The sequence below is a fragment of the Paenibacillus sp. GSMTC-2017 genome, assembly GCF_016019935.1.
Classification (GTDB): domain Bacteria; phylum Bacillota; class Bacilli; order Paenibacillales; family Paenibacillaceae; genus Pristimantibacillus.
Map to the genome: position 1 here is coordinate 1,480,406 of NZ_JAECMT010000001.1, position 22,704 is coordinate 1,503,109.

19 protein-coding genes and 1 other annotated feature are annotated in these 22,704 nt (G+C 39.6%); of the genes, 4 read left to right on the forward strand and 15 right to left on the reverse strand.

What is annotated here, in order from left to right; translation table 11 throughout:
* Window positions 1–193 precede the first annotated feature (193 nt).
* Window positions 194–880, forward strand: coding sequence for a DJ-1/PfpI family protein (locus I6N90_RS06795; protein WP_197934689.1), 687 nt, complete (start codon window positions 194–196; stop codon window positions 878–880).
* A gap of 222 nt (window positions 881–1,102) precedes the next feature.
* Entirely contained in the window at window positions 1,103–1,219 is a 117-nt protein-coding gene (locus I6N90_RS25415) for an MptD family putative ECF transporter S component (RefSeq protein WP_442950945.1), read from the forward strand.
* Between the two features lie 92 nt (window positions 1,220–1,311).
* Here I6N90_RS25415 and I6N90_RS06805 read toward each other — a convergent pair whose 3' ends face one another.
* The 13 genes from I6N90_RS06805 to vanG form a co-directional block, all read right to left on the reverse strand.
* Window positions 1,312–2,166: a diguanylate cyclase domain-containing protein gene (locus I6N90_RS06805; protein WP_197934691.1), complete on the reverse strand. Its 855-nt coding sequence runs from the start codon at window positions 2,164–2,166 to the stop codon at window positions 1,312–1,314.
* Window positions 2,156–4,228: a cellulose biosynthesis cyclic di-GMP-binding regulatory protein BcsB gene (locus I6N90_RS06810; RefSeq protein WP_197934692.1), complete on the reverse strand. Its 2,073-nt coding sequence runs from the start codon at window positions 4,226–4,228 to the stop codon at window positions 2,156–2,158. The genes I6N90_RS06805 and I6N90_RS06810 overlap by 11 nt, the downstream gene beginning before the upstream one ends.
* Window positions 4,229–4,244: 16 nt before the next feature.
* Window positions 4,245–5,495, reverse strand: a complete 1,251-nt coding sequence (locus I6N90_RS06815; RefSeq protein WP_197934693.1) for a glycosyltransferase family 2 protein — start codon at window positions 5,493–5,495, stop codon at window positions 4,245–4,247.
* 10 nt (window positions 5,496–5,505) lie between these two features.
* Window positions 5,506–7,056, reverse strand: a complete 1,551-nt coding sequence (locus I6N90_RS06820) for a hypothetical protein (protein WP_442950933.1) — start codon at window positions 7,054–7,056, stop codon at window positions 5,506–5,508.
* Entirely contained in the window at window positions 7,053–8,546 is a 1,494-nt protein-coding gene (gene wsfD, locus I6N90_RS06825) for a glycan biosynthesis hexose transferase WsfD (RefSeq protein ID WP_197934695.1), read from the reverse strand. The genes I6N90_RS06820 and wsfD overlap by 4 nt, the downstream gene beginning before the upstream one ends.
* Before the next feature lie 16 nt (window positions 8,547–8,562).
* Window positions 8,563–9,690: a hypothetical protein gene (locus tag I6N90_RS06830; RefSeq protein ID WP_197934696.1), complete on the reverse strand. Its 1,128-nt coding sequence runs from the start codon at window positions 9,688–9,690 to the stop codon at window positions 8,563–8,565.
* 250 nt (window positions 9,691–9,940) lie between these two features.
* Window positions 9,941–10,657, reverse strand: coding sequence for a hypothetical protein (locus I6N90_RS06835; RefSeq protein ID WP_197934697.1), 717 nt, complete (start codon window positions 10,655–10,657; stop codon window positions 9,941–9,943).
* Complete coding sequence (locus I6N90_RS06840) at window positions 10,654–11,529, reverse strand: ABC transporter ATP-binding protein (protein WP_197934698.1); 876 nt, start codon at window positions 11,527–11,529, stop codon at window positions 10,654–10,656. The genes I6N90_RS06835 and I6N90_RS06840 overlap by 4 nt, the downstream gene beginning before the upstream one ends.
* Complete coding sequence (locus I6N90_RS06845; RefSeq protein ID WP_197934699.1) at window positions 11,526–11,897, reverse strand: GntR family transcriptional regulator; 372 nt, start codon at window positions 11,895–11,897, stop codon at window positions 11,526–11,528. Before I6N90_RS06845 ends, I6N90_RS06840 begins: the two co-directional genes overlap by 4 nt.
* A 187-nt stretch (window positions 11,898–12,084) precedes the next feature.
* Complete coding sequence (gene tyrS, locus I6N90_RS06850) at window positions 12,085–13,344, reverse strand: tyrosine--tRNA ligase (protein WP_197934700.1); 1,260 nt, start codon at window positions 13,342–13,344, stop codon at window positions 12,085–12,087.
* Window positions 13,345–13,436: 92 nt separating this feature from the next.
* Window positions 13,437–13,666: a binding site (T-box leader), on the reverse strand.
* 85 nt (window positions 13,667–13,751) lie between these two features.
* Window positions 13,752–15,215, reverse strand: a complete 1,464-nt coding sequence (gene vanT / locus I6N90_RS06855; RefSeq protein ID WP_332262413.1) for a serine racemase VanT catalytic subunit — start codon at window positions 15,213–15,215, stop codon at window positions 13,752–13,754.
* Window positions 15,196–16,038 (reverse strand): D-alanyl-D-alanine carboxypeptidase family protein, encoded by an 843-nt coding sequence (locus I6N90_RS06860; RefSeq protein WP_197934701.1) that lies wholly within the window; start codon window positions 16,036–16,038, stop codon window positions 15,196–15,198. The genes vanT and I6N90_RS06860 overlap by 20 nt, the downstream gene beginning before the upstream one ends.
* Window positions 16,035–17,099, reverse strand: a complete 1,065-nt coding sequence (gene vanG, locus I6N90_RS06865) for a D-alanine--D-serine ligase VanG (protein WP_197934702.1) — start codon at window positions 17,097–17,099, stop codon at window positions 16,035–16,037. Before vanG ends, I6N90_RS06860 begins: the two co-directional genes overlap by 4 nt.
* Before the next feature lie 953 nt (window positions 17,100–18,052).
* On the opposite strand from vanG, the gene I6N90_RS06870 reads away from it, so the two are divergent.
* Both I6N90_RS06870 and I6N90_RS06875 read left to right on the forward strand, forming a co-directional pair.
* On the forward strand, window positions 18,053–19,126 hold the full coding sequence (locus I6N90_RS06870) for a hypothetical protein (protein WP_197934703.1): 1,074 nt from the start codon (window positions 18,053–18,055) through the stop codon (window positions 19,124–19,126).
* A 55-nt stretch (window positions 19,127–19,181) separates the two neighbouring features.
* Window positions 19,182–19,667, forward strand: a complete 486-nt coding sequence (locus I6N90_RS06875; protein ID WP_197934704.1) for a hypothetical protein — start codon at window positions 19,182–19,184, stop codon at window positions 19,665–19,667.
* A gap of 309 nt (window positions 19,668–19,976) precedes the next feature.
* Here the strand turns inward: I6N90_RS06875 and I6N90_RS06880 are convergent, their stop codons facing one another.
* Both I6N90_RS06880 and I6N90_RS06885 read right to left on the reverse strand, forming a co-directional pair.
* Window positions 19,977–21,092 (reverse strand): NADH:flavin oxidoreductase, encoded by a 1,116-nt coding sequence (locus I6N90_RS06880; protein WP_197934705.1) that lies wholly within the window; start codon window positions 21,090–21,092, stop codon window positions 19,977–19,979.
* Between the two features lie 247 nt (window positions 21,093–21,339).
* Entirely contained in the window at window positions 21,340–22,635 is a 1,296-nt protein-coding gene (locus tag I6N90_RS06885; RefSeq protein ID WP_197934706.1) for a hypothetical protein, read from the reverse strand.
* Between the last annotated feature and the right edge of the window lie 69 nt (window positions 22,636–22,704).

Here is a 22,704-nt window from a genome sequence, read left to right on the forward strand (position 1 = left end):
TTTCGCTGTCTTTGAAACTGATGATTAGAGTTACAAGGGTTATGTTGTTGCAAAATGACTCTTTCGAGTCTTGGTGAAGGATATACGAAATGTTTAAATAATGATGAACCATCATTATTGTATAGAAGGAAGGGATGAGGGTATGAGCAATCACGATCACACACGTCATGGAATGTCAGAGGAGTATCTAAAAATGGCACAGTTGAATGAGAATGCCGCATTACTGCTTTATCCTGGAATGACAGCGCTTGATCTGATCGGACCGCAATATGTATTTTCAACTATTATAGGTATGAATGTTCATCTCGCCGCCAAATCGAAAGAACCTATCCTCACCGACACAGGAGTATCGATTTTACCTACCATGACATTGCAAGAATGTCCAAACGAGCTAACAGTATTATTTGTACCCGGCGGTACAGAAGGAACGCTTGCTGCGATTGAAGATCACGAAACACTGGCTTTTGTCGCTGATCGAGGCGCAAGAGCACAGTATGTTACGAGTGTATGCACCGGATCTCTAGTGCTCGGAGCTGCTGGATTGCTAAGAGGATATAAGGCTACTTCTCATTGGATAAGCCGAGACCTGCTCGAACTTGTCGGCGCAGAACCAATAAATGAACGGGTTGTATTTGACCGCAATCGAGTTACTGGCGGAGGTGTAACTGCGGGGATCGATTTTGCATTATCACTTGCTGGTAAGCTACGGGGCGATGAATATGCACAAACGATTCAATTGCTTGCCGAATATGCTCCTCGTCCACCATATCAATCTGGAACTCCTGAAGAAGCAGAGCCTGCTATCACAAAAAAGCTTATCGACATGACAGCACCTTTTCTCCAGAAAGCCCACTCTGTACTACTAGGTGCTTCTCTATGAAAGGCATCCCACGAGCATATGGAATAGCTGCCGAACTCTGCGATCCTCTCTCCATCGATCCTCGTGACAAGTTTGTCCAATCGTTGCTCATGTGTGGCATATTGTTTACATTGAACACTCAAACTACTAATCTCATCCTATTTGTTGTCATGCTGTTATATATGTGCTTTTTGCGCTTATGAAGCCGTCGAAACTTTTCCTAATCGTTTATAGCTGTCCGAACTGTCTGGATGGCTCATCATTGTTATTATGTTAGTGACCGCAGTTGCAGCTGTGCTTGGCTTTTTATTCGGGACAAAGCTGCTGAACAAGCATTTCCGCAAAGCCGGGTTAGTTTGAAAGTTACTATTAATGGGTTGGCAATTTTGAGAATAGAATGGATAATAAACACAACTCCTCAAGCTCTGAGAAGTTGTGTTTTTGTTTTCAAACTACACATCATATTCCAACTGCTTACGTGCTTTATCGATAAAATCTAGAGGGGAGCGAACCGTCTCTTCATTGTATTGAAATCCACCCATTCGCAATTGGAATTCGACTTGGAAGCCTTTCTGCTTATCTTTATGATTAAACTCCTGAACAGCCTCCTTAATCCGATTAACTACGTTTTTGGCTCCATCCACATCTGTAAACAACAACAACCCCCATGTAGCGTTTTCCTGGTCAAGCATATAGAGTGAATCATTGCTTCGAATGCTCGTTTGGCTCATTTGTGATAACTCATACAGCACGTCTGACATTCGATCATCACTAATCATATTCCGAACTTCTTTCCAATAACGAACCTCCATGACGAGCAAAGTTAACGGAATTTCGTAACGGTCAGACAGCGCCATAAAGATCGTTGCATCCTTCTGAAATGACAAAATGTTTTTTAGGTTCGTGTTCTGATCCATCATCGCAAACTGTTTAGTGGAATTTCGCAACTCCTCATTTTCGCTTTGAATGTTCAGCACCCCACGAGCGAACAAGTAGATGGCGCTAGTGTATAAGGGGGCCATAAGCAACCAGAAGTATGTTCCAATGTGTACCCCAGCACCAACAACTACCGTTTCATAAATCGTATACGTACCATAAGCGAATATAAACAGGATGTTCAATAACAATCCCATTGTGATCGTAGTGAAATAGGTCAATATCGCAATGAGAAACACGACATTCAACAATATGAGATTTTGAACGTAGTGATCCGGGTCACCCGAAATGTACACTACACCAACAAAAGATAAAACAATAAATAGTAGAAAACCAAGATCGGATTGAATGCCGCTTCGATTACGATTCATTGTTGCCACCCCGCTTATTCCGATATTTACGTATCATAAGAAGTAGCGAGAGCAGAACAAGCAGCAATACGAGAACAGCCGCAACGAGAAATCCTAACAGATCTGGCCTTGCAATAACGTTATCAAATATCCCTTCTGGTTCAGCTTCTGCCTGTTGCTTGAAACGAAAGGCAGATACATTCCCATCCTTATCGGCAACAACAGCGTCACCCCATACTTTCCATCTGTTTTTTTCGCCAGATATTAGTTTGGAAGCAAGCAAGCTGTATTCCGATTTCGAACCAGTAATGGCAAGCAAAGCCCTTCCTGAATGATAAGGGGATTCCATCAGTTGCAGAGCTCCAATCCGTGTTCCATACCTCGACTCAATACTCATCTTCTCATTAGATAAAAATCCGTGACCATTCGGATCATATCGGAAATACAGCTTGTCGTTATTACCCCGAATTAATGAATTGTTCGTATAGCCTCCAATCGCAATGATGTTTTTGTCACTCCATTGATCGGAGCTTTCGTCATCATTGTAGAAATGAATTTCCCCTTTATTCCCTTCCGCATATTGTCCAAGTAAACTAAATACGTTTGATACCGATTCATAGATTGCACCGTCGCGTTCCTTCGGCAAAACGACAGCTACATGATTGAAATTACCGTCGCGCAAAAACGGATATGGATAATTATCAAACAATAAATCGGTGTTATCCTTCGTATTCAATTTAAGCAACGAATCAGTTGTAACGAAAGCCCATGGCATTTGAGATTCGTTGCGAATACAATAATTACTTTTTAGCTCCAAATCAAAGGCAACCGTTATTGAAAAATTACCTGCTATATTAATGTTTTTAGGTATTGGCAGTGTCAAAGAATCGTTGTCTGCTAAGTCCTCATTTAATCTTTTGCTTCCAATCGGCTTATCGTCCACAAGGATTGTTACTAATGAACGATCGAAATCTAAATTTTTGGCGTATCTAAAATCTAAACTAATCATACTTGCATCGGCAATGGCACGGTTTGCAGGCAACGTAATAAAATACCGATGTTCTTGATGATAAGGACCTACAAGCTTGTCCCCCGTTTCTGTAAGCTTCATTGTCCGGTGGATAGCTACATCTCGCGTATTGACGTCAGTACTTTCATTGACAATTTTTAGACCACTATCGAGTTGCTTGACCATCTCGCTATTTGCAAGCAAACGACCAGCCTTAACAAGTAATGTAGGGTCATCAGAAGTAACAACGAGCACTTGTCCAGCACCATTATTCACCACTTGAATAACCGCCGTTTTGCTCCAATCTTGTTTAGATAACTGATTCTCTATTACTGGAGGCAAATCTTTACGTAATGAAACAATAACGACGTACGGCTTATTAGGTAAAGTTCCGCTTGTATATGGCTGCAGCAATAAAGGATGATCTTTAAATACGTCAGCTTTTGAATAACCTGATATAACATGCGTAGCAGCTTCAAGCTCGGCATGTTCACTATTTTGTGGTACAACGATTACATTGTTCGAACTATTCATCGTATCCATTCCGACAAATCGTTCGCTGAAATCTTTAATCGTTCCATCATGGGGGCGCAACGAATAATTAACATCTACTACTGTTGATTGATAAACGTGAAACCAATTATCTCTCCATTCATCCTCACTACAAACTAATCGATCTTCGATCGTTCGTATGCTACCTTCGATTGTGAGTAGATTTGGACCTTTAACAAGCAAGTGAGTTGGAATTGTAACTTTAAGGGTCTGTTTCTTATTACCTTCAATAATCGGACGAAAAGAGTGAAATGGTGTTCCATTTACATATAAAGTAACACTAGACTCATTCTCCCTCGTAAGCTGCGTTGCAGTGTAGTCTAATGAAATAGTCGTTGATTCTACATTCCAATAAGATGGAATATGGAAGTAGCTCTGATTCGAGGCCATGATACCCGACAAATAACGCTCCTCCTGAGCGAGTTTTATCGGATATCCCATCGCTGTATTCGGAATAGAAGTAAGCAACAGTACGATTGTCATCATTGTAATCCATATTCGAGACGTACTATTTTTCATCATAGTCTGTTTCTCCTCGCTAGTAACGCTCAGTCTTGTACCATTTCACTTCACGTTTGAATATCGTATCTTTGATAAAGTTATATAATCCATAAGCTGCTACTACTAGCCACAGCTGGCTATAAGTCACATACATTAGCAATATAAGAAAGAGATTAGAGAGGCTCATTTCACCTTTCTCGGTCGTTAAGGTAATGAACGTGCTTATAACAAATAATACGATGGCAAATATCCAAAGCAGAAAACTGAACCCCGCAATGGTCGTATACACGATGCCGAACGCATAAAGCAGCATTAATAAATCCGACAAAAGTAGCGACGTGAGAAGAAGAAAATAAATGGACAGAAAATATACGATATCAAAACGAATGTTTTTGGCAGATCGATTAAATAATAAAGGAGCATTTTTGACGATGACATAAATATTCCCTTTAGCCCATCTTGTGCGCTGTTTAAACCACACTTTAAGCGTTTGCGGCTCCTGTTCCCAAGTAACAGATTTCGGCTGAAATTTGATCTTGTACCCCATCATATAAATACGAAAGCTAATTTCCGTATCTTCAGCTATCGCTTTAACGTCCCATCCACCAATTTCCTCTACAATCGATCTTCTCATCAAAAAGTTAGTACCTGGAATCGTGCACAAGTTAAACAACTTCCATCTTCCAGCTTGCGCCATCCATTGGAAAGACAGCGTCTCTATATTTATGAAACGAGTAAGCAAACTTGCATCACGGTTCCTTGTACGGAACTTTCCAATTACAGCTCCAAGACTATCATCATTCATAATCTCAGCAACCAAGTACCTTAGTGCGGTTTTCTCCGGCGTATTGTCCGCATCGTAGATTGCAATGAGTTCACCTTTACTTTGTTTGAAGCCGATATTCAATGCATTTGATTTCCCTTTGCCGCCTACAATGTTGTCTGTATTAACAATGATAAAGTTTCTGCTCTTATATTTATGTTGCAACCCAGCGAGCAGCTCAGCGCTATTATCAGAAGAATTATCATTGATTACGATAATTTCATATCGATCATGCGGGTAATCAAGCGCAAGTAATGACTCTACCGTTGGCAAAAGAACCTTTCCTTCGTTATGTGCAGGTATCATTATTGTGACAAAAGGAATATATCCTTTAATGGTCGGAGCATCCTTTTGCTCGATTTCCATGTAATACAAATATCCTGCAATGATCAGCACGATGTTAACGAGCAGCAAGGACCAAATACAAAATACTGCGATGACCATAAATAGATCTGCAACTGTCATTTAGTCCTCCTTATTTTAAATATTTTCGTTTGTACAGCCGATATCCGAAAACAAACAACCCTCCAAACAGGAACAACGAAAAGCTAATAATGATTAAGTAAATTTTGTTTTGAACCGCAAACAACCGATTAAAACTTTGCTTTTTTTGCTCCCTGTATTGATAATCCGTTACTACGTCACTAACCGAATTTGCAAGAATGATCTCCTTATTATTTACCAATAACAAACCATCCTTCGATTCCATAACATTAGTGTCTGTATATGTTCGATGCGGGCTGTACTTGAAGTCATCAAACAATATCCAGCTTTCCTTCAGCTCTTGAAATTGTTTATCCCACTGCTCTGCTGAGGTTGCAAAGTCGAAGGTTACAGCCACATTCACTGGAAGAGCCAAGTCCCCCTTCTGTCTATCGAGGACAGAATTAAGATCATTCCACTGAACACTCATAGGTGATGATAAGAACGTTCTGTACGTTTGTACTTCACCTAGATGCAATGGCGTTTTTCCTTGAAATAATAGGGCAGAATCAAAAAACGACATACCATTTGGAACAAACTGACGTTCGTTTCTCCAAAACAATGCTGAATCTGCTCCAATACCTAACGGCACAATGTCATTTTCAGCTAATAGGTTAACAAAATTGGTCATCTTCTGTTTCAACAAATCATTTTGTATACCCGCAGCAGGAGATAATACAGGCGCATGGACAATGATGGAGCCATTTCTTGATTGAACATATTTCAACACTTCCAAATAACGTTTCATCGCTGGGTATTCTGTATTTTCGAATACAGGACGAATACTAAATAGAAATGGAATACCCGCTTCATAGAGCTGTTCCGATACGCTTTCAAGCCGCTTCAGATCAGTAAACGGATAAATCTCCTTAAATAGGAGATAGATTTCTCCACCCTTGTTAACACCAAGCCAATCGGTAAGCACATACCCCATCGCGATCTCGGCAGCAATGCCAGTCCCAAAGTATGGAACAAATACAAGCTTCCCTTTCTTCACACTGTAGGGAACATCATTAAGCTGACTGGGCAGTTCCAACTCACCATAATTTTCCCCAGATGACTGTAAAATAATCGGAAACCGTTCGGCTTGTGATGATAGGTTAACTTGCCTAAGCGCTCCTATCGAAATTTGGGCACTTTCCGCGAAAGAAACTGCTGTTTTAACTTGTAGTTGGTTCATCTGAAACGTCGGCATATCATATCCAATGTGAAGATATGCACCTTTATAGTTCAGCAAATCATGTACAAACGTTTCATTAATAATCGCTTCGGATACATTCCTCAGAACAATAAGATTGTTAACCTCGTTTAGCCCTCCTAATTGATAACTATCTATGGATTGCTGCTTCACATGAACTCCCATAGCAACAAGCAATCGCTCAAGTGATTCAAGACTGCCTTCATGTGTTGTTCCTTTAGCTAAACTATCGTAAAGGAGCAAAACATTGCGTACTTCGTCATTTGATGCGGTAGCGACACTCGAATTAGCAAACAAAGCGACCAGTACGATAACAGCGGCTAAGAGACCACGACATCTCATCACTTTTCCCCCCTCTGCAACCGGTTATATCGCCAAAAACCAACGCCAAGCGCATCCGCAATCGTAATGAATGTTACAAGATCAAACATAACCGTAAATAAAAATAAATGTTTTGCTAAGTCAGCATCTCCTGCTCCAATAATGGATACTGCTATGCCTGATAGTCCTACAAGTATCATCATGACCATAAGCGGCAGCTTAATCGCATCCCGAATATTTTTTCTTTTGAGGGCACCTATAAACGATGCCAAATATAATCCACACACAATAACTACCCACAATAAAATAAACCCAAACGTTTTGGGCGAAAGTTGTTTTTTAAATGTGCTGTATGTTGAAAAAAAACTAGCCTTCTCACCAAATGGCCTAGCTTCACTCTTTTCATAATTACCCATAGCAGTTGGTCTAATTGTAAAAGCATGTTGAGCTGCTAAGTCTAACATTTCGATCGTTTTCCCAGGATTGGATATATAATATCCCAGTATAGAGCCAAATCCGTACCGACTATAAAAATCATCTCTTAACATAGGAGACTCTACATCTATCGTCGTATACAGCTCATAATAGATACTTTTGGACAAAATCGAATATTGCTCATTTATGCCGAATCGATTTAACGTCTCCTCTGGGTTGTCAGTATGAAGCAACGGGCCGCGCGTCATCGCGTGGTATTGATTGATTTCTACAAATTCCTTTGGAATCAAAGCATACGTCGCAATACCAGACATAAAGAGAATGATCATGGACATTGCAGCAACGAAACGGTACGTTTTATTTTTATGTAAATAAATTAAGATTCCGCCGATGAGCCCAACAATAATACCTACTGTTACGTTTTGTTGTTTGGAAGTTGTTAGTAAAACGGCACTTAGCGTAAATAGAAATAACATGACGTAATCGTTATATCGTTTGCGATAAAGAAGAACGCCCGATGCAGCAAGCAGTATCGCCATAATGTAGACAACACTTTCACCATAGAAGGAGTTAAAATAAGCTGTATAGCCTGTATCTCCAAACATAAATACAGCCAAGATAGCTATCAAATAGCCGCGTTTCCTGCTAACTTTCCAGGTTACCCCTTCCACTAACAAAAAGACCGCACCAATTAGGAGTACTGTATATATTACCCCTTGTATTCGAATGTCGAAAATTCCATGATCATAAACTAACTTATTAATCGCTATTGCCAATTTAATAAATAACGATTGCGATGAGGCTAGTGGTGCTGCATTTTCGTTGAAATATTGAAACAAACCATATTGCTTAACAAAGTAACCAAAATACTGATTATAATAATCTGGATCATTAAAATAGAGCCCGTTGCCATAAATAATGCGGAAATAGTCTCCATTATCAGCCATACCGATATACGGTTTTGTAAATAAGGCAATACAAGTGATAATCGCTACCAGTATAGCTGCTAGCATTGCTGGAGATATAAGACGTGTAAAGCCATCTGCCCCCTTACCCATAAACATACGTAATTGATTCATCCACATGCCTCTTTCCTCAATGTTGTCGGAGTGCTAACGCGTAAAGAGCCATCAAATTATCAAAAGAGTAAGCTTGTCCTGTATTCGGATCGCCAAATCCTCCGTACAATGGACTTGATTGATCACCAATTTGGAACTTCTTCATCTCGCTGATGCTGTCCTTATACAACTCCTCGTCATCAACTTGATGTCCAATCATTGCTGCTATTGCATACAAGGCCGTTGACCTGATGTCAGTAGCAGGTTTGCCCTCTTTGGAATAACGCCCAAACAAAGTCCCGTTCTTCACATGCTCCTTAATATAAAGCAAACTCGCCTCTTTATGATTTCCTACTTCCGCAAGATGGAGTACAGTCAACATCGCTTCAACCATATTGATCTCTGCCGTTTCAAATCGATTATCCGCATAATAATATCGTGTTTCATAAAAAGGGAATTTATCTGACAAATATCCAGCTTCGATAATATCGAGCATGTTCGTTTGAAGTTGCATAGACGAATGTTCTGTTAGCGGCAACTTACTTAATGTCGCTAAATCGATATAACATAATGTGATAAACGCATTAACTGTCTTATATTTCTCGTCATAGAAATCGTAAAGTTTATCGTCCACAATCGTATGATCAACAAACGTTGATGCATATTTATTAGCTTCATCAACATAACGGCTATCTTCAAATATTTCCGTACTATCGTATAAAGCTCTAATTATTCGCAAATCATCAACAGCTGCATTAACTGGGTAACGTTTGTTAAGCTTAGGGCTATACCGGTAACTCAAGCTCGTTTCTTGGTCGAAAACTTGTTTGGCAGTTTCCCATTCTCGCTCAAAAGCTTCCCTATTCTTTTTTGCCGCATAATATTTCATCATTAAACCCGCAGATTCACTTAGCACCTCATGCCCTGTAGTAACCAGATTTCTCTGATCTGAATCTAGTCGGTTGGTATATGTGCCGAATTGTCCGTATTGCTCCTCCTTTAAGTATCGGAGCAAAATCTCTTCTTCTTTAGATAATTCAGGATTAGCAACTACCGCAGGTGGACTCGTATGCTCGACTATCAAATCACTTTGGTTCCGGTCTCCGCATGAAGTAACCATTATTGTTCCTAATGTAATATAGATAATAAATAAGTATCTTTTCATAACATTCATCCCCAATATGTTAAGATTGCTAAGGTCCGACTATTTCACTTTATTATATAACTAGATTGAGAATAGACTCTAACCTAACATCCCCTTGTAGATCCTAAAATATCCATTTAAATGAGAGGCTCTATGTACACATTCCTGCAAAAAATCAAATAGGCCCATGCGCAATCGCATAAGCCTTTTACAAATCTATTATGATGATCCTCATATGAAAACTACACCGACAATCGTAAGTTCTACATCGTTATTCTTTTTTCCCTTTTGGCACTAAAGAAGCGTTTCGCATCATGGGATACGTAGCGAGCAGAGCCCCGATGCCAGCAACACCAACCAAAGTAAAAGCCGTTATAGCATTAATTTTCAACTTTGCAATCCATTGCATAGGTGTTTCTATCACGCCTGAATAATACAAGAACAACGCCAAGATACCGATAATCATAGTTCCTATCAAAGTCCGAGTCATGCCCAAACGATACGTTATGCAGTAAATAAAAAATGCGCCACCGAACAGAACAAGTGCTAACATGAGATCTATCCATAAATACGGAAGAAACATAAATTCATTTGAATAGAGCGTCCCCGGATGCGAAATGGATGCAGAACTAACCCCACGTTCGTACAGTGTCCAAAGCAACCACTGGCATATATTCAAGAAAAGCATAACGGTGAAAACCGCTGAAATGCCAACAGTCAAAAATATCTTCAATAATTGAGTCCGAGTACTACCGAGGCCAACTGCAATAGGCAATAAACTTTTAAATCCCAAAATTGCATAAAAAGGAACGAAGAAAAAGTATGCTGGGCCTCCAATAAAACTAGATGCCTCACCCGAATCAGATGAAATTCCAATAATAATCCAGACCGCGGTCAAAGGTAATGTAATATACAGTAAAAGCAGCTTACCTAGAAACCAACGTGCGTCCTCATAAATTAATCGAACCGTACCTTGCACTGCATTCATGCGGAAACCTCCTTTATACTCTCCGTCAGCTGTAATAAATAATCCTGGAGCTGTGCCTTCTCTAGTGAAAGTCCAGATATGCGAGCTAGTTCTCTCCACTCATCAGTTAACGAATCATCGATCATCACTTTTTTTATGGAGCCCATTGTGCTTTCTTCTAAAACTTTCTTATTCGCTACTAATTTATTTACTTGATTACTTTCACCTGTTAACCAGATACCCTTTTCTCTTACTTCTTCCATCGGTTCATGCAACAACAGCTTTCCATCGTGAACAACGACAATGGATTCAAGCAACGGCTTGATTTCCTCAATATGGTGTGTAGAAACAAATATCATGCGTGGAAACGCATCGTAACTTTCCAGTAACAACTCGTAAAACTTTTTGCGCATACTTGCATCCAAACCATTCGTCGGTTCATCCAATATTGTAATATCCGCTTGACTCGCCAAACCAATGACAAGCTGCAAAGCCGTTTTCATCCCGGTAGACAGCTTCTTTGTCTTCCTCTTCACAGGCAATTTAAAAATATCCAACAGTTGCTCTGCCAACGCTTGATTCCAATTGGGATTAAAGTACTTATAAAAACGCAAGGCATCGCCAACCGTCCAAATTTCACTAAACGGATGATCTTCCTGCATGTAACACAAATATTGTTGAGCCTCGGGGTTATTGTAAGGCTGATGTCCCATAATCTCAATTTCCCCATTACTCGGCTTCATATGCCCTGCGAGTAACTTCATAAAAGTAGTCTTGCCCACACCATTACGTCCCCAAAGTCCAGTAATAACAGGATTTTTTTCAACATATGAAATTCCATCTAATACACGAGTTCCATCGTAAGCAAAAGTAACGTTATGCACTGAAATCATAACTTTTTCTCCTCCTCAATAATCCATTCGATGACCTGATCGACCGGCATCCCGATTCGCTTGGCTTCTTCCAGCATTGGACGAATATACGCTTCCCTATAGTGCTTTTGCTTTTCTTGTAGCACTTGTTTTCTCGCACCTTCCTTTACATACATACCAATCCCTCTCTGTTTATAAATAATGTCCTGATCTGCCAAGGTTTGAAGTCCTTTTCGTGCTGTAGCCCTGTTAATGTTATAAAATCGCGACAGTTCATTTTCAGAGGGAACTCTCTCCCCCTCTTTTAAATGACCAGCTACAATGTCATCAATAATCATTTGGGCAATTTGTTGAAAAATGGGATGGGATTCGTCCAACAATGCTTTCAAGCTTCTCTCCTCCTTTCCCACACATTTCGTTGTATGGTTGGTTACTCATGTAATCAACCATACAACATTTGCTTTAAATTGTAAAGTGTAACCATATATGGTTCTTCTCATTTTTGATTGATTGTGCCACCAAGCACACAAAAAGCCCTACTTATACGTATAAGTAGGGCTTCACAATATTGCGTTACTAGGTTATTTTCACCAAGCTATAGTTTTTCTTACCTTTTCGGATAATGATGAAACGTCCGCCAATCGCTTCGTTCACACTCACTTCAAAATCCACAGATCCAACACGTTCACCATTTATTGAAATTGCACCATTTGTAACATCCTCGCGTGCTTGGCGCTTGGATTGAACAATACCTAGATCGACAAGCCAATCAACAATGTTTTTCGACTCTTTCGTCGCTTCAAACGTCGGCATTTCCTTGAAGCCTTGCTCAATTTCATCTGCTGTTAGCGACTTGATATCACCGCTGAATAGAGCTGCTGTAATACGTTTCGCTTGCTCAAGCAACTCTTCACTGTGTACAAATCTCGTCATTTCTTCAGCAAGCGTCTTTTGCGCTTCACGTTTATGCGGCTCGGACTGTACCTTCTCAGCGAGCTCATCGATTCGCTCTTTGGACAAGAACGTAAAGTACTTCAAATATTTCACGACATCACGATCATCTGTGTTTGCCCAGAACTGGTAGAATTCGAAAGGAGTCGTTTTGTTAGCATCTAACCAAATTGCTCCCCCAGCTGACTTACCGAATTTCGTACCGTCTGATTTAAGCATAAGCGGAATTGTAAGTCCGAATGCTGTAGCCTCAGACCCTTCCTTTTTACGAATTAGATCAAGACCGCTTGTAATGTTGCCCCATTGATCGGAGCCACCAATTTGTAATTGTACATCTTCATGTTGGTACAAGTGCAAGTAATCTAGTGACTGTAGGATCTGGTATGAAAACTCCGTAAAGGAAATACCACTATCCAGTCTGCTCGCCACTACGTCTTTTGCAAGCATCGTATTGAGGTTGAAATTTTTACCGTAATCCCGTAAAAACTCAATGATATTAATTTTATGAGTCCAGTCGTAGTTGTTCACCATCCGAATTTGATTGTCGCCTTCAGTTATAAACAACTTTTTCAGTTGCGCTGTTAGTGCATCAACATTTGCTTGAACTTGCTCCAGCGTCTGTAATGAACGCTCAGATTGACGGCCGCTTGGATCGCCAATTGTACCCGTTGCTCCACCAATCAATATAACTGGACGGTGGCCAGCAAGCTGGAATCTTTTCAGTACCATGAATGGTATCAAATGACCAATATGCATGCTGTCTCCGGTTGGATCAACACCGCAGTAAAGTGAAACCGCCTTTTGATTCGTTAATTCTCTTAGCCCTTCAGCATCCGTTTGTTGATTAATGGCGTCTCGCCATTCCAGTTCGTCAATAATATTCAATGTAATCCCACCCTTTTGATTTATAAACACTCGTAAAACGAAACAACAATTTCTGAATAAAACAACAAAAAACGCCCCTAGTCTATAGTAGACATAGGGACGATTATTCAACCGTGTTACCACCCAAATTGCATAAGCAGACGTTGCGATTAAGCTAGTCCATTCATACCACTCTTCGCGAGATATCGTTCGCAATTCCGCTCGGCATTACCCGAGATACTCCAGAGTGTAATTCGCCGCCTTAATGTGTACCGGGTTTCATCACCCCCCGGCTTTCTACAACAGGGATTAAGGAGCTACTGGGCTCTTTCAACGTAAATCGTTTATTAGATTATTGCCAGTATAGAGAAATAATAATTTAATGTCAACTGCGGTATGCTTAGCGGCGAGATGGTCTGCTTTCTATTCTACTGGTATACTCTCCCCAGCCTACTCCCAAGCGCACTAACAACCTCATTCGTAATTGTCCCTACCCGCTTCGCAATTTCTCCAACAGTAATCGTTTCTTCTCCGTCTTGTCCGATTAGTGTCGCCACGTCACCCTGCCTAACGTTAGCTATTTCAGTTACATCAACCATCATCTGATCCATACAAATCTTGCCGACGATCCTTACTCGCTTGCCGTGAATAAGTACACAGCCACCATTTTGCGATAATTCCCTCGGAAAACCATCCGCATATCCAATCGAAATCGTTGCAATCTTACTATCTTGAATCGGTATATAGCTACCGTCATATCCAACAGGTTCATCTGCACGAACGCTCTTTACCATCGTCACTCTCGCCTTTAGCGATAATACGGGACGAAGATCCACGTTTGCTGCCACTAGGTCGTTTTCATTGCTAAACACACCATAAAGTGCAATACCCGGACGAACGATTCCGTAGCATAGTTCGGGGTAATTCAGAATACCGTAACTGCTTTGGATATGTACGATACCAGGATCGATTCCCTTCACCCTTAACATATTAATCGTTTCATCGAATCGTTCTATTTGAAGGTTAGTTGTTTCTTTATCTTCTTTTTGATTGCCGCTTGCTGAAGCTAGATGACTGAAGGTACCCCTCACATGCAAGTTTTTATGCTCATACATGGACCGGATACGCTCCATATTGGAGTAGCTTTCACCTAACCGATTCATACCTGTATTGATCTTAATGTGAACCTTTATTTTCTTTCCAAAAGACTGCAGTCTCTCTCCATCTTCTGCATGAATGACGGTCTGAGTTAAGTTGTATCGTCGCAGATCGCTAAGTCGGTTCAGTGGCGTATAACCAAGAATAACAATATCTCCCTTGATTCCACCCTTACGCAGAACAATGGCTTCATCAATCTCCGCGACCGCAAATGAGCGAACACCCGCTTGATTAAGTCTCTTCGAAACTTGAACGCTGCCATGACCGTACCCATCTGCTTTTACAACAACCATAACCTCAGTACTTTCTGGAATAACACTTTTTAGCTGATTCAGATTATGTTCGATATGATCTAACTTTATTTCTGTCCATGCTCTGTGCATAGCTGGCGCTGGCTTTTTAGTTTTCTTCAACATTTTAAGCCCGATAACTACAGTCATAGCCATTAGGACCGACAACAATGTAACAGCAATGAAATGAATAAGGCTGTTCTCGATAAAAATTTCTCTAAGTCCAGTAGCCTTTGCTCCACCCCTTACGATTACGAACGCAATCGGATGCAGTAGATAGATCCATGTGCTTATTCCTCTAACAACCGGTCCTCCATGCCAATTTTGTAATAGAGCTAAGCGAAATAGACAATAAACCGCAGCAATCAAAACAATGTACATACTGTCATGACGAGGGAAGTGGATCATTTTCAAAATAGTTCCTTCAGCATAAAGCAGCACCACTACGATGACATACAGTTACAACGAATCCATCTTTATTGTTGCCAGACACCTCAAAGCCGTTACCATTCACTATAGGAACGATTGTTTCTTCCCTTTCCGCTTTAACATAATAAATTTCGAATAAAGAAAAATGCGTTACAACATAGAGATGATTGCAATTATAACGATGTTCTTTCACATATTCGGTGTACTCTTCCAGGCACAAATGAAATTCCTTCATAATGAGGGAATGCGGGACTCCGACATACCGATAATGCCACTCTTCACAAGCAATTCCCGTAATCTCTCGTTTCCCCTCTTCATATCTTTGAATAAATCCAAACTCTGCCGCACGCTTTTTGAACATACCGCTGGCACCATCATCAGGGAACGAAGGGCGAATATAATCCCCATCCCCTTTACTAATCCCAACATCTACTGCAAGCCCCGTTTGATGCTCACTTGCACCAGGAAAGGCGACATAACTTGCTGTAAAGGCTTCACCATTTTCGATGAGCGAATTTACATAAATGTGCTCCTGTGTTTCTTTTGTACGGTAGCCGCTTACTGCTAATATATCTTCCTTTGTGCCACATGCATCTAATAGGTCAGATAATTGCTGGATACACTTACTTTCTAATAAAATCCGCCCTTCCTCGTCATAGTTAGCCTGCATAATAGAGGATGGTAATTCCTCAACATCCCAACTAGCATGTTGTACTCTATTATCGCGATTCACAAGTATAAGGTAGCCTTTGTGCATTTCTGCTCTGCTCAGTTTAATGCTGTTTTCTTGTAGACTTTGACTAGGCGGTCTGCGACTTATTGTCGTTACATTCATCATAGTTGTCCCTCTTGATCTGCTGTTGCAATGAGTTGATCAAGTAGCTCTGGAAAAGCTATTCCCGCATGGTTCATCATATTAGGATATCTGCTATGTGCTGTAAATCCTGGAATCGTGTTGACCTCATTGAATAGAAGATTACCGTCTTTCGTAACGAATAAATCTACCCTAGCAAACCCGCTACAACCGAGCACTCTATAGATACGAAGCGCCGTATCCTTTACTTTGTTCGCCATATCAGCGTTAAGTCTAGCAGGAAGATGGATCGCCGCAGTTCCTAGTGAATACTTCTCATCATGATCGAAAAACTCACCCGTTAGTGCAATTTCATCCACTGCACCCGTTATAAGATGTCTGTTGCCAAGAACAGCGCAGCCTACTTCAAAGCCATCAACATTTTGTTCGATGATAACTTTGTCATCATGTTTAAATGCATCTTCTATTCCGTTCATTAACTCCTGTTTCGTATAAGCTTTTGTAATCCCGATCGAGGAGCCAGATTTAGAAGGTTTTACGAAAAGCGGAAAGCCTAATTCGGCAGTATTAACAACAGCCTCAGCAATCGAGTCCCCTGCTAAAAGAGTAATAGAAGCCGCTACTTCGATACCCGCGGCTTGTACTAATGTCTTAGCAATAACTTTATCCATACAAATGGCTGAAGATAACGTACCGCAGCCTACGAATGGCAAACCAGACAATTCGATTAACCCTTGCATCGTGCCGTCTTCTCCGTTTTTCCCATGTAATACTGGGAATATTAAATCTATTGGCGTAACGCGGAATTCGGTTCCATAAAACTCGATAATCCCTTTTGTTTCTTTGCTTGGTGAAAGTATGGCCGTTACACAACTCGTATGCTCGATCCAACGATTACTTTGGATATCACTAACATCTCCAAAATATCTATACCAATGTCCCTCTCTCGTAATACCGATCATGATTACCTCATATTTGTCTCTATCCAAATGTTCAATGACAGCCGAAGCAGATGATAATGAAACCTCATATTCCGTAGAACAGCCGCCAAACAATACACCAATTGTTCTTTTGCTTGCGTTCATCTTCAAGTACCTCCTGTAATGTGTTTTAATACATAGTACAGGGCTCCTCTTATGTGCCTATAAACTAATTCTTACCATAATAGAAAAGATATCTTATCATTTCTTAAGGTAAGTTAAGTAATTAATCACAACTTTTCTGAAATGACATGAAGTAACAAGCCAATTAATTAACGGATAGAGGTGTATTTTTTGGACATCACATACAAACTCAATTTATTGGCTTTCACTCTTTAAATTCAGAACATTTTAGGATTCCTAACTTATTTTAGGTTCTGGTTTGTCAGCAACAACTCTTTTTTAGTTGTAAAGAATATACCTACTCCATTTTGTAATGAATCAATAATCGTTATCTACCTGATATTCGTTCGGGCATTTTCCCTTTCAAGCAGTAATAATGACCATGACACAATGTGTCTCTATCTTTTAATCTATCCCAGATTACTGACGCACTTTCTTGTTCCATTAAAGTATCCGTATCTGCGATTAAAATATTATATTTTAAAAATCATTTGTAATTCGATATACCTTTTCCAATATTTCATTTTTGCCACACTCCCTATCTCGACGGAATACTCACTGCTTACATTGTAACTCTACAATTCTAATGAATCTCTTTATTGCACATGTTATATACCAGGATTTTCTATTGGTTATATATAGGTATTAAACATAAAAATCTTAAAATTCATAAAAATCATAAAAATTCCCATCTTAACAGTTATATGTTAAATACTAAATAAAATAGTTCTTGCATATATATTATTAAAAGGTAATAATAGGAATTGAAAAAGAATTATTTGTATTATAAAATCTATCCACAAGAAAGGAGATAAGTTTTTATGCTTTTCTAATAAGACTGTTTTGAATATTTAGAAATATGAAATAGCCTTGTTTCCAGTATCTTAAATCGCTAATAAGAGTGGCAACTACTTTATAAGAAGGGTATGATAATATTGAAAAGCACTCGTAAGTTCTTAATCTCAAATATTTTAATATTAACTATATTTTTAATGAGTTTTAGTAACGTATTTGCTACCCAGGCACCTGATAAAAATCAATTAGATTTAAAGTTCACAAAACATGACGTAGAGCAATTTACAAAATCATTAACTACTGATGATTATAAAAATCCATATCTTAGAACGTACGTCTCTTGGCTCAACAACTTAGTCTCAAGTAAAGGAACAATTACTCTTTCAGAACTAAATTCACTTCTTAGCACCAATGAAAACTACAAAAACTTTAAGTCTTATAACGTTACGCATGCTGCACCTGCAGCTTTACAAGCTAGAACAATTTCTGCAGAAGACAAAAAACAACTTGAAAGAGTAGATAAGCTAGCACAAGAATACTATGACTACTATAAAATTCACGGGAAATACCCTGATGATGTAACGCAACAAAAGAATGGAACTGTACAAGCATTTAGTTTTCTATCTGAAATAAATATATTAAAGGGACTAGGTCTTAGTTATTCTGAGAAAGTTCTTGCTTCAAGATTAGCTACACTAGGAGGATTAGCATTATTAGATGGACCTCTTCCTGTTTTAGATTTTATAGCTTTGGTGGGAGCAGTCGTCGTTATTAGCGATTATGCAGCGAAATATGTAGAAAGTACCACTGTAGTTACAAATTTGACAAACAATATTAGTACCAATGAAGGAACTCAGTTCAGGAAAGAAGTGGCAAGTTCCTTATCACAAACAACAACAGTAGTTACTGCGAATAGAAATAAAAATTTTGTGCATTTTGCAGCTTCCCCTAAAGACACAGCGGGCGGCGGTATCAATATCATCACCGGAATTACTTTACAAACAGCTATTTTACGAGCACAAACGGATAAAGATACATATTCCCCATTGCAAACTGATGCATATAAAGTGGCTTCAGGAGCAACTCCTGACAAACTAGTTAAAAGAGAAGATGCACACATCAATACACCTAAAGGATATCAACCACTTAACAAACCTCATTATCATGTAATCATGTACGGAACTCAAACTAGAGGTCATCATTGGTACAATTAAAAAAATAAAGCCGATACCTATCATAAGGTATCGGCTTTAAAAATTAGGAGGAATTATGGAAAATACACCTTTAGGAAAAATAATCAAAAATTATGCTAGTAACAAGTTTACTTTAGAACAAATAATGAGTCATTTTGTAAAACTCACATCTACAGAATCTTCAGAGCTTAGGGAGAAGTATATTTCAAAATTTGTAGGAGATGAATCAATCTACTTGAAATACAAAATTGATACTGAGCCAAGTACGTATTTATGGAATTCATTTCGTTCTAATGTAACCAGCATGGATATTAATGAATTAACAAACAACTTTCCACTTTCAAATCATCTATTTATGTTTTGGGATTATAATAGTGCGAATCACCCTATGTTTAACCTAGGACGTGAATTTGTTTTCAAAATTTCCTCCGAGCAACTTTTAAATAATTATCTTAAATTTCCAAGTGATACTTATTTTTTTGATGAGTCTTTTGAAAGTACTTTATTAATTACACACGAAGATTTCAATTATGATGTACAGCAATTTTTATTGTTAAAATAATATAAAACGCACAGTTGTTATGATGGCCCTTGTTTCTCCTTTAGCTCCTATTTATAATAGTAACTTCATCCTTATGGGCTACGAGGTTTTCCTCCAAAATTATGAAAACCTCGTAGCTTTTCGATTAACTGAAATCACCTGTTAAGGTTTCATACGGCTCAGTAAACTTAGTTCAAGAAAAAGTTTATACAACTAGATCTTGAACCCCGAGTCATCTTCCACCTTATTACTGTAACGAGAATCTATACATTTTTTGATTTCAACTTTTAGCTTTCTACTTCTACTCTTCCACCATCTTACCCGCCTTGCTTAAAACAACGTCTTTGTAGAACTTATATCGAAATTATGCAGCTCTTCCGTTCGATTATCGCGTATTTTAACTGCCCATTCTGGATCAGCCAGAACAGCTCGCCCTACTGCAACAAGATCGAACTCACCGTTTTCTAGTCTCTCGATCAAACCATCCAAAGTTGAAGGCTTAGCGCTACCTCCTGTACTGCTTCCAAACTCATTATCTAATCCAACCGATCCAACCGTTATCGTCGGTTTTCCTGTTAGCTTCTTCGTCCAACCAGCCAAGTTCAAGCTTGAATCCACGAATTCCGGCTCCCAATATCTGCGTGTAGAGCTATGGAAAACATCCACTCCTGCGTCAACAAGCGGTGCCAAAAATTGCTCCAGTTGCTGCGGTGATTCGGCTAACTTAGCATCATAATGGTTTGCTTTCCATTGCGAGAACCTGAGCACAATAGGAAAATCTGCTCCGACAGCACGTCTGCATGCTTCAACTACCTCAACTGCAAATCGTGTCCGACCTGCAATGTCTCCGCCATAACGATCGATACGTTGATTCGTTTTCCCCCAGAAAAACTGATCGATCAAATAACCATGCGCACCATGAAGCTCAATACCGTCAAAGCCAATTCGAGCAGCATCAGCAGCTGCCTGTGCGTAAGCTGCGATAACGTCGCCAATTTCATTTTCCGTTAACGGCTCAGTAATTTTTTCACCTGAAAGATCGAGTCCAGAAGGGCCTATCGGAAGTGCTTCAGGGTTAGGATAACTCCCAATTTTCCGAGTTAACCCAATATGCCATAGCTGTGGAATAATCTTCCCGCCCGCTTCATGAACTTCATTCACTACGTTAGCCCAACCGTTTAACGCAGCTTCACCGTGGAAATGGGGCCAATTCGGGCTTGCCGCAGCAGCTGGATGATTAATTACCGTGCCCTCAGTCACGATAAGACCGACGCCATTCTCCGCGCGACGGCGATAATAAGCCGCAACATCACTACTTGGCACACCATCTGGTGAAAACCCTCTAGTCATAGGCGCCATTACGATTCTATTGGCAACTTGTAGTTTTTCAGAAGTAAAAGGTTTAAACAATGCTTCCACCGATGTTCCACTTTTGGCATTAGTCATTCACTTACCTCCTATATAGTTGTTCCGAGTTATTTATCATTATGTACTTTCCATATTATCATGTATCACCATGTATTCCCAGTACTTTACTTAACTTTATTGAAACACATTCTTTGAACCCTCAATAAGATTTAGTTTAGTTAAAAAGCTAAAATCCCCTCTAAACCCACTCGTTCCTCTTATTAGCTAGAAGATTTATTGAGTGTTTACTTAGAAGGGATTCTGACAAGTTAGAAACAGTTAACTACTACCTTAAAGAATTCAGTTCTACTACCTCACCCGTTATTGCATCTACACAGTAATTGCAATCAACTCGACCACATAATCTGTACTTCCCGCTCACGTTATCATAAACATAAGCAGGTTCTATCACCATATGGTCAATCAACTTTGCATAAGCTTCCTCATGCTCCACCACAACCGGAACGGCAGATTCATACCCTTCGAACATTTTCAAAAAGAATTCGCTATCCATCGTATTGACTACCTCAAAACTCGAACTATCCATAATAATCTGCAGCTTACGCTTCAGTATTCGATTATCTTGAGCTGACCTTCGCAATTCAGCGTAAATGTATCCTCTACTTCGATACAACGATACTAACACCCATTCTCCAGATTGTTCTGAATAGGCTTTACGCATATAGGTAACAACTGAATCCATGCAACTCTCAATCTCTGATTCTTCAATAGGAGCCAGTTCCGGATGCTGTTCCTTCGTAATGACTTGCTCAGTTGTAATCGTCTCAGCAACGAATATCGGCTTGCTTTCAAAATCATTTTCAAGAGATCCTTCCCATTCGAGCAAACGATTAACAGGAATGTAAATATGTCTGTCCTTCATAAGTACTTCGATAGGTATTATCGCTCCATCACTCTGAGTGAAATAAAACTCATCAAGCGCATAGACTGGAACCCACTGTTTTTTATCATCAACAGGGATTTCTGTCAGTGTCAGTCTTTTGAAGATAGAAGGCTCCACATCCTTAAACGTAAGCCTATAACTTTCTTCAATAATCGTTTCATCCGAAGGAAATGACCCGATTACAGAAAAGAACACCAACTTGCCTGCCTCATCAAATTCTATATTGATACTTCCAGATGGTGCCGTTCGAATTGCTTTGTACATGCTTTTAAAATTGAATCCAATCTTATCGTTACGTTTACTATCGCCTTCAAAATGTTTGCCGTAGGTCAATCCTGTTTCGGATTCAATCCACTGAACGATTCCTTCTTCGTCTTTTATATCAAAAACGACGCCACCCTCACCTGCATCGCTTTGTCCTTGTACAAAAATAACACTGCTATAGCGCTTTGTATTCAGATCGATACTTATAACTGCTGTTCCTGGAGGATTCGTACCTTCATCTTCCCCTTCGTTAAGAGTAGATGCATTCCCTGGTAACCATTCTAGCGACAGCGTATAGACCGTTTCCTTAAGCGTATTAATGTCGCGATGCAAGCTAAACGTTTTAAAGCGATAATTGTCTAGTCCAAACTTCAGTTCTGCATCTTTGATATGTTCTTGTATCCACTTTTCCAATTCAAACCCGCCTCACTATCTTTATGTCATTTATCTAAGCTGTACTTTATGACGAAACTATCGTAGTAA